Here is a 12,020-nt window from a genome sequence, read left to right on the forward strand (position 1 = left end):
CGGTACCGTCACTGCGTAGCGGCGACACGCTCCGCGATGGCCGACGTCGAGGCATCCACGTACGCGCCGTCGACCAGTACAGGAACGGCGGTCGAGACGTCGGTCTGGTAGGCGACGGCGATGTCGTCGCCCTGGTCGTCTTTCAGCAGCTCGCCGCCGCTCACCGATGCCGTGAACATGTGACGGATGCCGCGCTCGAGCCCCGTATACGCCGCACACGCCGCTGCCGCCTCCGGCGAGCACGCGTCGATTCCCAGCTTTCCGAGCGCGTCGATCACGGCGCCCGCCGTCAATAGATCCTCGACGGCGAAACGCACGCTCTCGTCACTGCGCACTTCCCCGGCCGCCACGATGGAGACCATGGCTCTGCGGCCGATGCGTTCCTGGTGGTCGAGGATCCACTTCGCCACAGCGGTGCGATTGCGGAGGGTGGCGGCGACGACCGGAACGCCGTAGGTGGAGGCGAGCGCGGTGAGGCGGGATCCGTTCAGCGAGGGCACCACGGCCCGCCGGGCCTCGAAGTCGGCGACGTTCTGTTCGGTCATGCTCGATGGCGACAACGAGACGCCACGATCGCCGCGGCGTCCGGCCAAGCCCGCCTCGCCGAACTCGCCGGCGTCGTGGGCCGCCTCCGCCTCGTGTCGCAGCCCGTCGTACGGTTGCACCTCGAGCCCGAGAGCCACGCCCATCTCGACCGTCGTGGTGAACGAGATGGCATCGACCACCACGATCACGCCCGCGCCATGTGCGATGCCGCGCAAGCCTTCTCGACCCCAGTCGAACCGCACCTCGTAGCGCTGTTGCGTCGGCTCGTCGGGGCTCAGCGGGGTCTTCACCTACGAAATCGTATCCGCGCGGACGAGGGTGAGTCGCTGCGTCGGACGCGTCATGGCGACGTAGAGAGCGGATGCCCCGCGCGGCGCCTCCGCAACGAGCGCCTCGGGATCCGCGATCACCACGGCGTCGAACTCCAGGCCCTTCGCGTCGTGCGCACTGAGCACGACGATGGGTTTCACGAGTCCGGATGCGCCGCGTCCGGCATCCGTTCCGTAACGGCCGCTGAGGGCATCAGCAACGTCGTCCACGAGCGCGGACGGCGCGATCACGGCGAGCGTTCCGCTGTCGTCGATGTCGCGGTCGTAGGCCACGGCATCGACCGTGGCCGCGACGAGGGAAGCTCCGGCCTCCCGTGCCTCGCGCACCGGCCAGTCTCCTTCGCGCACGGCTCGTGCCGGCGTTATGGGCAATCCGGCCTCGCGCGCCAACGCTTCGGCACGCCTCGCGATCTGTGCAGGCGTGCGGTAGTTGACCGTGAGCTCTTCGAGGCGCCAGTGGTTCTTGAAGAACGGGCCGACGGCATCCGCCCACGACCGTGCGCCCTGCGCCGACGACGACTGCGCGATGTCGCCGACGATGGTGAACGACCTCATGGGACAACGCCGCACCAACAGGCGCCACTGCATGGGGCTCAGCTCCTGCGCCTCGTCGACGACGACGTGTCCGTACGTCCACGTGCGATCGGATGCCGCCCTCTCGGCCGTCGTGAGCCCGTCGCCGTGCGCTCCCGCCTGGTCCACGAGCTGCTCTGCCGTGACGAACGACTGGGCGCCGGCATCCGCGATCGCAGCACGCGCCACCCGCAGGTCGCGCTTGCGCTGCTCCTTGGCCGCCTGCTGCTGTGCCTGGTCTTTGACGTCGGCGACCTCGCCGAGCACGTCCGCTGCCTCATCGAGCAACGGGATGTCGCTGATGGTGAATGCGGCATCCCGCTCCCGGTACAGCAGGGCTCGTTTCTCATCGCTCCATCTCGGCGTGAGCTCCGCCAGCCACCTCGGCCGGGCATACAGGTCGGCGAGCAGCTTCTGCGGTGTGAGCGGCAGCCAGGCCGTGTTGAGCAGCACGCGCGCGTCGTAGCTCGTGCGCACGTCTTCCCGCAGCACGGCCAGGTCCTCTTCGTCGAGCGTGTGGCCCTTGGCACGCAACTGCTCGGCCAAACGCGCGGTGAGGGCGGTGAGCGCATTCTTCACGAATGTGACGCGGGCCAGGTTGTGCGGCTTGCCGGTGCGCTGGGCGCGGCGAACGGCGTCCCCGATGAGCGCAGGCTCCACTACGATCCGCTCGTTGTCGACCTCGATCACCGACGCCTCCGCAGGCACCTTCTGTCGCGACTCGACGGCACGATGGATGAGGTTGACCATCTGCCTCGAGCCCTTGAGCTGGGCCGTCGCGGGACGGTCATCCGTGTCGGCCGATACCCCTGGGAACAGCTCGCCGAGGCTCTGCATCACCACCCCGGTCTCTCCGAGCGAGGGCAGCACCTCTTCGATGTAGGTGAGGAACGCCCTGGTCGGGCCGACGACGAGCACACCGGATGCCTCGAGCCGCTGCCGATGCGCGTACAGCAGGTAGGCGGCGCGGTGCAGCGCGACGGCGGTCTTGCCTGTGCCTGGGCCGCCCTGCACGACGAGGGCGTCGCGCAGTTCGGAGCGGATGATGCGGTCCTGTTCGGCCTGGATCGTCGCCACGATGTCGTTCATGCGCCCGGTCCGCTGCGACATGAGAGCCGCCATCAGAGCTGCATCGCCGGACACCTCCTCCGGCCTGGTGCCCGGGGTCTCGAGCAGACGCGCGTCGAACACCTCGTCGTCCACGCGCAGCACCTGCCGGTCGCGCATTGTGAGCCGCCTGCGCGCGGCCACGCCGAGCGGGTTGGCCGCCGTGGCCTGGTAGAACGCGCTCGCCTGCGGCGCTCGCCAATCCAGCAGCACCGTGTGCTCGTCGTCGTCACGCAGTCCGATGCGGCCCACGTAACGCAGCCGCGCATCGCGCAACGGATCGCCCGCGACCTGCGAGGCGGACGCATCCTTGCTCGGGCCGTCACTCGGCGAATCGTCGTCGGCCGGCACCTGGGCGAGTTGCAGCCTGCCGAACACCAGCCGCGGCTCGACCTCGCGCAGCTGAAGGATGCGGTCCTCGTAGAGCCTGGCGTAGGCATCCCGTTCGCCGCGCGCCTGATGCGTGCCGCCGCCGGTCTGCCTTCGCACGTCGGCGAGACGCTGCACGGTGTCCTCGCGGAGCGCATCGAGCCTGGCGTAGAGGTCGGCGACGACGCGGCGTTCCCGGACGAGTTCCGATTCGTGCACGCATCCCCCAGCGGTAGGTCAGGACCGTCTAGTTTACTGGGCGGTGCCCCGCCTCGCTGGTTGCGTAGCCGGCGAAGCCGACACCGCCCACGCCGCCGGATGACCACGTGACCTGGTAGGCTTGAGCATCTTGCGATCCCGACGCCGGGAATCGCCTGCGTCGTTTGAGCGCATCAGCTCGCGAGACACCACCGCATTCTGTTGCGGTGCTGCTCGCTTCGATTCCTTCTCACGGCGAACGGATGCGCCCACTGGCGCCTTCGCCACTTTCGTCCCCCGTCCCTAACGGATGGGGTGGCACCCTGCCCTGAAAGGCACCCATGACTTCCTTCTCCGACCTCGGCGTGCCCGCGCCCCTCGCCGACGTGCTTCGTCGCGACGGCAAGACCGAGCCGTTCCCGATCCAGGCCGACACGCTCCCCGACACGCTCGCCGGACGCGACGTCCTCGGCCGCGGCAAGACCGGCTCTGGCAAGACCATCGCGTTCGCCTTGCCCATCGCCGCGCGTCTGGGCACGCGGCTCGCCGGCGGCAAGCGCAGGGCGGGGCATCCGCTCGCGCTCGTGCTCGCGCCGACCCGCGAGCTCGCCACACAGATCGCCTCGACGATCGAGCCGCTCGCTGCCGCCTACCGTCTGACCACCACCACCGTGTTCGGCGGCGTGAACCAGAAGCGCCAGGTGGACGCGCTGCGCGCTGGCGTCGACATCCTCGTCGCCTGCCCCGGCCGTCTCGAAGACCTCATGCAGCAGGGCTTCGTCTCGCTCGACGCCGTGGAGATCACAGTGCTCGACGAGGCCGACCACATGGCCGACCTGGGATTCCTGCCCGTCGTCACACGCATCCTCGACAAGACCCCTGGCTCCGGTCAGCGCCTGCTGTTCTCCGCGACGCTCGATAACGGCGTCGACAAGCTGGTCAAGCGTTTCCTGCACTCCCCCGTGCTGCACTCCGTCGACGACGAGACCAGCCACGTCGACCGCATGACGCACCACGTGTTCGAGGTCGACTCGGTCGACACGAAGAACGACCTGGTGCACACGCTCGCTTCCGGCAAGGGCAGGAGCATCCTGTTCATGCGCACCAAGCATCACGCGAAGCGACTCGCGAAGAAGCTGACCGACTCGGGCATCCCTGCTGTGGATCTGCACGGCAACCTGTCGCAGCCGCAGCGCGACCGCAACCTCGCCGCGTTCGGCGACGGCAGCGTGCGCGTGCTCGTTGCCACGGATGTCGCTGCACGCGGCGTGCACGTCGACGACGTGCAGCTCGTGGTGCACGTCGACCCGCCGACCGAGCACAAGGCCTACCTGCACCGCTCGGGTCGCACGGCCCGCGCTGGAGCTACGGGCGACGTGGTCACCATCACGCTGCCGACGCAGCGGGATGACGTGCGCACCGTGCTGCGCAAGGCAGCCATCGCCGCGACTCCGACACCGGTGACTCCTCGCTCGCCTGAGGTTGCCCGCTTGGTCGGCGAGGTGGCGGCCTACGTGACGCCGTCACAGCAGCCGGCCCAGAGCGGCCAGCGTGGCGGCGCCCCCCGGGCGCGCTCGAACGGCGGCAGGAGCCGAGGAGAAGGCGCGGGATCGCGCACCCGCGGCGACGGCAACGCAGTGTCCGGCCGCACGCGCGGCGCGGCCAGCGGCGCCGGCTCCCAGCGCGGCAACGGAGGCGCTGGCCAGGCCGGTGGCAAGCGCGGTCAAGGCGCAACCGAGGCGCGGCCGGCGAGCTCGACTCGCGGGAACGCGACGCGTGGGAACGGCGCACGCACGGGCATCCGTGTCGGCGACGTGGTGCGAGGCAACTCGGGCACCGCGCGCGGACGCGGCAGCCGCCGCGCTCAGGGCTGAGTCGCTCAGGGGCTGACACAAGTCAGCCCCTGAGGCGTCAGACCTGTACCTATCGGGCTCGCACCGGTCAGCCCTGTGCTCGCTCGGCGACGGGCTGCCACTTCTCCCACTCCGCGATGCGGGAATCGTAGTCCGCTTTCGCAATGGACAGCGGGCCGTTGCCGAAGAACACGCGCAGCGGCGGCTGGGGCGAGTCGACGACCTCCAGGAGCGCTGCGGCGGATGCCTCGGCACTCCCAGGAGCGCCGTTGCGCTTCGCCCTCGACGCCTGCACCTGCTCGTGCACCTCTGCATAATCGGGCAGCGCTGCCGAGCGCTTCGCCGATGCGCCCGCCCAGTCGGTGTCGAAGGCGGCCGGCTCGACGAGCGTGACATGGATGCCGAACGGCGCCACCTCCTGCGCCAGCGCCTGGCTGAATCCCTCGAGCGCCCATTTCGAGGCGTTATAGATGCCGACGAGCGGGAACGCCGAGATACCGCCGATGGACGAGACCTGGATGATGTGCCCGCCGCCCTGCTTCCTCAGAATGGGCAGCGCGGCCTGAGTGATCCACAGCGCACCGAAGACGTTCGTCTCCAGCTGCGCTCGCGCCTCGTCCTCGCTGATCTCCTCGATGAAGCCGAAGTGGCCGTATCCCGCGTTGTTCACGACGATATCCAGCCGTCCGAACCGTTCGTTCGCGGCGTTCACCGCCTCGAAGTCCGCGTTGCGATCGGTCACATCGAGCTGGATGGGGAGGATCAGGTCGCCGTATTCGGCCACGAGATCGTCGAGCGACGCTACGTCCCTCGCGGTCGCCGCGACTCTGTCGCCCCTGCTCAGCGCCGCCTCTGCCCAGGCGCGACCGAAGCCGCGCGATGTGCCAGTGATGAACCAGACCTTGCCGTTGTTCTCTTCAGCCATGCATCCCACGTTATGACCGAAGCCCCGTGGGTGCCGAACGCCCGAGTGGCGATACCGCTCAGGCGGTCTTCATCACGGTCGCGGTGAAGTTGTGCACGCGCGAGAGCAGGGCATCCGCCTTCTCCGCAATGTGCTCGGATGACTGGGCGTGCGGCGGCGTGATGCGGATCAGGAGCGAGCACGCCAGGTCGTCGCAGATGTAGGAGCCGATCGTGTTGCCGTTTCGACCGGACTCGCCCGCCCTCGGCGCGCTGAACATGCGCACCTGCGTGGCCGGCTGCGCGGAGTGGCAGAACGAGCACATTGCGGCGATCCCCGGCCGCAGACCGCCGCTGGCCGCACGCAGCACGATGCCGGTCGGCGCGTCGTTCATCCAGTGCACGATGTAGCCAAGGTGGGATGCCTGCGGGTCACGCCAACCAAGGAACTCCCGCTCTTCCCACAGGGTCTCGTGGATGCCGGGAATGGGTAGCCTGGCCAGCTGCTCCGGCGTCGCGTTCACGAACGACGAACGGATCTCTTCCTCGGTCAACGGCTTCACGCGGCTTCCCTCCCCATCACGTGACGACCCTCGCGGCGGGCCGGACGACCGCAACAGACTAACCGCGCTGACACGTTGCTGCGATGCCCGTGCATGCTCACTATCGTCCTCGTATGGCCGACACGCAGGGAGGGGAGCAGGCATCCGTGAGCATCCGTCGCGCGACTCCTGCTGATGCCCTCGGCATAGCGCGAGTGCACGTGCGGTCGTGGCGCGAGGCGTACGGGCACGTCTTCTCGCCGTTCCTGCTCGGCCGCCTCAGCGTCGAGTCGCGCGCGGAACGATGGCGGCGGATGATCATCGCGGGCGCCGAAGTGTGGGTGGCGGAACTAGTTGCGCAGCCGGTTGAATCCGCGGCGCATGCAGTGAGGGCGGCGCCTGCGAAGGCGTCGGCCCTGAAGGCGGCGCCCACGGCGAAGGCGGCGCCGGGAGCCGTGAGTCGGATCGTCGGGTGGGCGTCGGCCGGCCCGGCGCGCGATGAGGACGGGCCCGTGCAACGGGAGCTGCATGGCATCTACGTGCTGCGCGACCACCACGGAACCGGTGCGGCCCAACGGCTGCTGGATGCCGCGCTCGGCAACTCCCCCGCGTTTCTGTGGGTGCTGGTCGACAATCCCCGGGCTCGGGCGTTCTACCGGCGCAACGGTTTCGTTCCTGACGGCACCACGAAGGTGGACACGTTCGGCGGGGAGCCGGCGGCAGAGCTGCGCATGGTGCGCCGGTAGCGCGCGCGGTGGTGTGCAAGCTATGAAGCGTTGATCAGCCTCTGAACGGAGGCGGCGATCCAGCCGGTGAGGGCATCCGCGTCGCCCAGGTCGTCACGGAGCACCCGGAGTCTCGCGGACACGCCGAGCACGAATACGTCCACGGCTTTGGCACGGTCGGATGCCTCGTCCTCACTCAGGCCGTAATCCAGCAATCTTCGCCGCAGCGGCTCGAGCGATTGGGCGTCGAGAAATGCGGCGAGTGTCTCGGCGGCCTCGCGCCGTTCTCCCGACGCCCGGAGAAGCACAAGGAGTGGGTCCTCGCCCTTCATGCTCGTCCACCTCGACACGATGCTCTCGGCCAGGCGCCGGCCCAGTGATTCGCGCGGACCCTCGAACACCCGGTCGAGCTCGAGCTGCACGTTCGTCGTCGCGACGAACAGGCCCTCCTTGCCACCGAAGTATCGAGTGATCAGGTTCGGCGAGACCTGTGCCGCGTCGGCTATCCCCCTCACCGTCGTTCGAGCGAAACCGCTGCGCCCGAACTCGCGCCTTGCCGCGATCAGGATGCGCTGACGCGTCTGTTCGGCGTCCTTCTTCGTGGTCGTCACGCTCGAACCATACTGTTCGTCGGCCGCATGTGTACAGTCGCACACATCAATGTGTATGGTCGTACACATGACTTTCGTGCTCGAGCCCGTGCCGGCATCCGACCTCGACGACCTTCGGCGTCGCCTGCAGTCCACGCGACCTCCGCGTCTGCCGCTCGGCGTTGCCGGATGGGAGCGCGGAACCAATGCTGAGGCGCTCTCCGCCCTGCTGGAACACTGGCGCGACGGCTACGACTGGCGCGTCCACGAGGCGCGCATCCTTGGCCTGCCGTGGAAGACGATCCGAGACGGCGACCTCGAGGTTCGAGCAATCCACCGACGTGCCGAGATCTCCGGCGACGCGCCGGCCGTGCTTCTGCTGCATGGCTGGCCGGATTCGGTCCTCCGGTTCGAACGCGTACTTCCGTTGCTGACCGATCTGAACGTCGTCGTGCCAGCTCTCCCCGGATTTCCCTTCGCACCCGAGCTCACCAAGCCGGGGATGAGCGTCGTCGCGATGGCGTCGGCTGTTGCCGAATGTATGCGATCTCTCGGTTACCGGCGTTACATCGTCTCAGGCGGTGACGTAGGCGCCGATGTTGCCGAGCAGCTCGCGGTCATGCATCCCGAACGGGTGGCCGCACTGCACCTGACCAACATCTCCCCGTTGCACGCCGTCTTCGCCGAGCGGTCGACATTGGATGCCCACCACCTCCGCTACCTGGATGCCGTTGCGGCCTGGCAACGGTCAGAGGGCGGATACATCGCCGAGCAGTCGACGAAGCCGCACACCCTCGCGCCGGGCCTCGCCGACTCACCGGCTGGGCTCGCGGCGTGGTTGCTCGAAAAGTTGCAGGGCTGGTCGGATGCCCCCTTCTCCAACGACGATCTGCTCACCTGGATCAGCGCCTACTGGTTCACCAATGCGATCGGCACCTCGTTCGCGCCCTACGTGGAGTTCGCCAAACCCGTGCCCTACGTGCCGACGCCCACGGTGCTCAGCGCCTTCGCACACGACACGAAGCCGGCGCCGCGCAGCTTCGCGTCGCTCTTCGTCAACGTGCAGGAGTTCATCGAGCACGAGCACGGCGGCCACTTCGCCGCGTGGGAACAGCCGGATGCCTACGCCCGCGACCTGCGCGCGGCCATCGCGCTCGCAGAGGGCCCTTGAGGCATCGCCCACTCCACCACAGGACCGTGAGGTCGCTCGCTCAGGGCAGCACGCCGACGGATGCCAGCGCCGCGCGCACCAGGGAGCCCCTGCCGCCCTCGAGCTCGGCCACGACCTGCGGCTCGCATGCCTCGGCAGGCGACATCCAGGTGAGCTCCAAGGCATCCTGTCGTGGTTCGCACGTGCCCGTCACGGGGACCACGAACGCGAGGGAGACCGCGTGCTGGCGATCGTCGTGGTACTGCGACACCCCGGGGATCGGGAAGTACTCGGCCACCATGAACGGCACGGGGCTCGCGGGTAGCTGGGGGAACGCCATCGGCCCGAGGTCCTTCTCGAGGTGGCGGAACAGCGCATCGCGCAGCGTTTCGCCGTACATCACGCGGCCCGAGACGACGGTGCGCGTGATCTCGCCAACGGCATTCGCGCGAAGCAGCAGCCCGACCTCGGTCACTTGACCGAGCCCGTCGACGCGCACAGGCACCGCCTCGACGTACAGGATGGGCATCCTCCGCCGCACCTGCTCCAGTTCTAGGTCGCTCAGCCAGCCGGGTCCGACGCCGGGCAGCGCACCGTCGCCGTCGTCGGGAACCGAGGCATCCGGGTCGGGATCGGGAGTGCGCACCGCCATGGGTCGATCTTACGGATGCAGGTGGCCGCGCCCGTCCAGCGCCTCACGACCCGCTGGTCGCACCACGGTCGAGTGCTTGAAGATCCGACCGCAGCAGGCGGAATTCCTTGCGCCGCAGCATCCTGAGCAGCGCGGCAGCGGGAAATCCGAAGGCGGCGCGTCCAGGCTCCACGGGGTACGGTTCGACCCGGGTCACCGCGTAGCCCTTACCGCGGTAGACGACCTCGCAACCAGCCGCGGCGACGATGTTGCGATACCACTGCACCTCGGGACCGTAGGTGAGCTCCGCCACGAAGCCATCCTCGACCCGGGCAAGGATCACGGGAGTCTCGTACACCTTTCCACTCTTGCGACCCACATTGCGCACCAGTGAGAACGGCCCGATGCCGCGCCGGGCGAGCCTGCGCGTGAGCCGGTTCAGAGTGTTGTTCAGCACGGCGAGGTAACCCCGCTTGGAACGACTCATCGCTGCCATCTGCCGTCCTCCCCTTCCCGCCATTCCGTGACAGCGCCGGCGACCTCAGGTAGATCGACGAACCAGTAGGTGACGTCGGGATCCCAGCCCGCCAGTATCGTCGCCATTGTGCTGCCCGATGGGTCGGCAGCCGACGGGCCCTCGACGACGAGCGCGCGACCCGCGGTCGAGAGGTATCCGGCGACCGTCAGGTGAACGCCGTCGTACTCGCGACCCACGGCGGCCCAGTCAGGGATGATCCACGGCCCGTTGCGGCCCGTCGTGCGGTACCACTCGTGCCGGCGCGAAGCGGTGAGCACCGAACTGGACTCGTGAGCCCAGTAGTCCGCCCAGAAGAGCGCCGTGCTCAACCGCGTCGGAAAACCGGCGCATGCCGTTGCGACCTCGAGGCTCAGCCGTCGACCTCGCGGGCCGGCGAGCAAGGCATCGGCTTCGATGGACACCATTGCAATCTAGCCAGGACCGTTCGAGCCGGGTACGGGTCGCGACGGCAGGAGATCGAGGAGCCTCAGTCGGCGAGCGCCTCGACGATGAGTTCGCTCAGCTCGCGCGGCTTCGTGAACTGCGGCCAGTGCCCGGTGGGGAGCTCGGCGATGTGCAGCGACGACAGCCGGGTGGTGTCACCGAGCCATGCCACCCCCTGGTCGATAAGGCCGTTCAACTGCTCGGCCGACATGGTGCAGATCACGATCGTGGCGGGCACGTCGAAGCGGCGCTCGTCGGTGAGATGGAGCGGATCGATCGCCGCGTGCGACGGCGAAGGATGCGTGTGGGCTGCGATCTGCTCGCCCAGCTGCGGCGTGATGTCGCGCACGTCGGCCTCCTCGAACGCGTCCCAGCCGGGGAACGGCATGTCCGCGTCGTCGTACGGCACTTCATCGTTCACGATGGCGCCCTCGCCGCCTGGCCAGCTGTCGACGTAGACGACGCGATCGACGCGATCGGGGCGGCGGTCGATCGCTCCGAACGCGACGAGCGCTCCCCCGCTATGCGCCACCAGAGCGATCTTCTCGTCGTCCGGCACCTCGTCGATCAGGCGCACGACGCGGTCGATGTGCGTGTCGAGCGTGATCGAGCTCCGATCTGCGTCGTCGGCTTCAAGGCCTGGCATGGTGAGGGGATGCGCGAGGTGGCCGGCCGATTCGATAGCCGGCACGACGGCATCCCACGACGAGGCGTCGAGCCAGAGTCCTGGTATGAGGAAGGTCTGCATGTGGCGACGCTAGCCGGTGGCTGCGACATCGGCCAAAGTGTCGAACGGCCGTGCCTCAGGCGGGGTCAGGCCCGTTCGGTCGGCTCCCCGGCCACCTCACCCGACCATCGCATGCGCCGCCATGGCCGCGACGGCAAGACCGCCTGCCACGAATTCGATCCGCTCCCAACGAGCCGGTCGGTGTCCGGCGACGCCGGCCGCGGCGAGCGCCGAATAGCCGACGAACGCGAGGCATCCGATCACGACCACAGCGCCGAGCACTCCGTTGGCGTGCTCGTGGGCGGATGCGGGCGCATGAGCGTGCCCGGTCGTGGCTCCCGCGATCAGCGCGGCCATCGCGAGGCATTGCAAGGCTCGATGCACGTCCATCACCGTGGCTCGTGCTCTTGGCGCGGTTCTCGCCGCGACAGGTTGTCCGCCCACCGGCACCGAAACACCTGCGCCCGCACTCCTAGCGGTTCGGAATGCTGGATGCGGAATGACGATCAGCATCGCCGATGCCACGAAGACAGCGATCCACAGGATGCTCGGTACGCCGCCTGGAACCAGTAGGCCCCCTGGAATCATGACGTCGAGCATTCCGACGAGCATGATCCACATTGCGGCACGGCTGCGACATGATGCGCTGCCCGTCAGCGTGCAGCAGGTGCTGACGGCCAGGGGCAGCATGCCTGCGGCTTGCATGATCGCTGTCGTCATCGTTCCCTCTTCGTGCATCGTCGACGGCGGCAGCCGGGGTCGGCCGCGATACCGATGTATCGGCGGCCGACCGGGCGCGGCCGAACGCTCAGAGCG

The 12,020-nt window shown here is 68.6% G+C and carries 13 protein-coding genes; 3 read left to right on the forward strand and 10 right to left on the reverse strand.

Features of this window, described 5'->3' with window-relative positions:
• Positions 1-8: 8 nt before the first annotated feature.
• Entirely contained in the window at positions 9-836 is an 828-nt protein-coding gene (locus tag ACO2Q7_RS07665) for a 2-phosphosulfolactate phosphatase (protein ID WP_423355009.1), read from the reverse strand.
• Complete coding sequence (locus ACO2Q7_RS07670; RefSeq protein ID WP_423355010.1) at positions 837-3,143, reverse strand: HelD family protein; 2,307 nt, start codon at positions 3,141-3,143, stop codon at positions 837-839.
• Positions 3,144-3,463: 320 nt separating this feature from the next.
• Between ACO2Q7_RS07670 and ACO2Q7_RS07675 the strand changes: the two genes are divergently transcribed.
• Positions 3,464-4,996, forward strand: a complete 1,533-nt coding sequence (locus ACO2Q7_RS07675) for a DEAD/DEAH box helicase (RefSeq protein WP_423355011.1) — start codon at positions 3,464-3,466, stop codon at positions 4,994-4,996.
• A 67-nt stretch (positions 4,997-5,063) separates the two neighbouring features.
• Here ACO2Q7_RS07675 and ACO2Q7_RS07680 read toward each other — a convergent pair whose 3' ends face one another.
• Together ACO2Q7_RS07680 and ACO2Q7_RS07685 are read right to left on the reverse strand one after the other, a co-directional pair.
• Positions 5,064-5,900, reverse strand: a complete 837-nt coding sequence (locus ACO2Q7_RS07680) for an SDR family oxidoreductase (protein ID WP_423355012.1) — start codon at positions 5,898-5,900, stop codon at positions 5,064-5,066.
• Positions 5,901-5,958: 58 nt separating this feature from the next.
• The gene (locus ACO2Q7_RS07685) at positions 5,959-6,441 is read right to left on the reverse strand and encodes an FBP domain-containing protein (RefSeq protein WP_423355013.1); all 483 of its coding nucleotides are present in this window, start codon (positions 6,439-6,441) and stop codon (positions 5,959-5,961) included.
• A 113-nt stretch (positions 6,442-6,554) separates the two neighbouring features.
• Between ACO2Q7_RS07685 and ACO2Q7_RS07690 the strand changes: the two genes are divergently transcribed.
• Entirely contained in the window at positions 6,555-7,166 is a 612-nt protein-coding gene (locus tag ACO2Q7_RS07690) for a GNAT family N-acetyltransferase (RefSeq protein ID WP_423355014.1), read from the forward strand.
• A gap of 20 nt (positions 7,167-7,186) precedes the next feature.
• Here ACO2Q7_RS07690 and ACO2Q7_RS07695 read toward each other — a convergent pair whose 3' ends face one another.
• Complete coding sequence (locus tag ACO2Q7_RS07695) at positions 7,187-7,756, reverse strand: TetR/AcrR family transcriptional regulator (RefSeq protein ID WP_423355015.1); 570 nt, start codon at positions 7,754-7,756, stop codon at positions 7,187-7,189.
• 67 nt (positions 7,757-7,823) lie between these two features.
• On the opposite strand from ACO2Q7_RS07695, the gene ACO2Q7_RS07700 reads away from it, so the two are divergent.
• Entirely contained in the window at positions 7,824-8,906 is a 1,083-nt protein-coding gene (locus tag ACO2Q7_RS07700) for an epoxide hydrolase family protein (RefSeq protein WP_423355016.1), read from the forward strand.
• Between the two features lie 40 nt (positions 8,907-8,946).
• Here ACO2Q7_RS07700 and ACO2Q7_RS07705 read toward each other — a convergent pair whose 3' ends face one another.
• From ACO2Q7_RS07705 to ACO2Q7_RS07725, 5 genes are all read right to left on the reverse strand, one after another.
• Positions 8,947-9,537 carry an NUDIX hydrolase family protein gene (locus ACO2Q7_RS07705; RefSeq protein ID WP_423355017.1) on the reverse strand — a complete coding sequence of 197 codons (591 nt, stop codon included), beginning with the start codon at positions 9,535-9,537 and terminating at the stop codon, positions 8,947-8,949.
• Positions 9,538-9,580: 43 nt separating this feature from the next.
• Entirely contained in the window at positions 9,581-10,012 is a 432-nt protein-coding gene (locus ACO2Q7_RS07710) for a nitroreductase/quinone reductase family protein (protein ID WP_423355018.1), read from the reverse strand.
• Positions 10,000-10,455, reverse strand: a complete 456-nt coding sequence (locus tag ACO2Q7_RS07715) for a hypothetical protein (protein ID WP_423355019.1) — start codon at positions 10,453-10,455, stop codon at positions 10,000-10,002. The genes ACO2Q7_RS07710 and ACO2Q7_RS07715 overlap by 13 nt, the downstream gene beginning before the upstream one ends.
• A 65-nt stretch (positions 10,456-10,520) precedes the next feature.
• Complete coding sequence (locus ACO2Q7_RS07720; RefSeq protein ID WP_423355020.1) at positions 10,521-11,225, reverse strand: alpha/beta fold hydrolase; 705 nt, start codon at positions 11,223-11,225, stop codon at positions 10,521-10,523.
• A gap of 96 nt (positions 11,226-11,321) precedes the next feature.
• On the reverse strand, positions 11,322-11,924 hold the full coding sequence (locus tag ACO2Q7_RS07725; protein ID WP_423355021.1) for a hypothetical protein: 603 nt from the start codon (positions 11,922-11,924) through the stop codon (positions 11,322-11,324).
• Between the last annotated feature and the right edge of the window lie 96 nt (positions 11,925-12,020).

Origin of the sequence: Rathayibacter sp. KR2-224 (assembly GCF_049446075.1) — a bacterium.
In the GTDB taxonomy this organism is placed as follows: Bacteria; Actinomycetota; Actinomycetes; order Actinomycetales; family Microbacteriaceae; genus Humibacter.

Bases quoted from the DNA above. Each gene is read 5' to 3' on its own strand.
- ACO2Q7_RS07675 (WP_423355011.1), top strand. From the start codon at position 3,464: ATGACTTCCTTCTCCGACCTCGGCGTGCCCGCGCCCCTCGCCGACGTG.
- ACO2Q7_RS07680 (WP_423355012.1), bottom strand. From the start codon at position 5,900: ATGGCTGAAGAGAACAACGGCAAGGTCTGGTTCATCACTGGCACATCG.
- ACO2Q7_RS07690 (WP_423355014.1), top strand. From the start codon at position 6,555: ATGGCCGACACGCAGGGAGGGGAGCAGGCATCCGTGAGCATCCGTCGC.
- ACO2Q7_RS07700 (WP_423355016.1), top strand. From the start codon at position 7,824: ATGACTTTCGTGCTCGAGCCCGTGCCGGCATCCGACCTCGACGACCTT.
- ACO2Q7_RS07705 (WP_423355017.1), bottom strand. From the start codon at position 9,537: ATGGCGGTGCGCACTCCCGATCCCGACCCGGATGCCTCGGTTCCCGAC.
- ACO2Q7_RS07710 (WP_423355018.1), bottom strand. From the start codon at position 10,012: ATGGCAGCGATGAGTCGTTCCAAGCGGGGTTACCTCGCCGTGCTGAAC.
- ACO2Q7_RS07720 (WP_423355020.1), bottom strand. From the start codon at position 11,225: ATGCAGACCTTCCTCATACCAGGACTCTGGCTCGACGCCTCGTCGTGG.
- ACO2Q7_RS07725 (WP_423355021.1), bottom strand. From the start codon at position 11,924: ATGACGACAGCGATCATGCAAGCCGCAGGCATGCTGCCCCTGGCCGTC.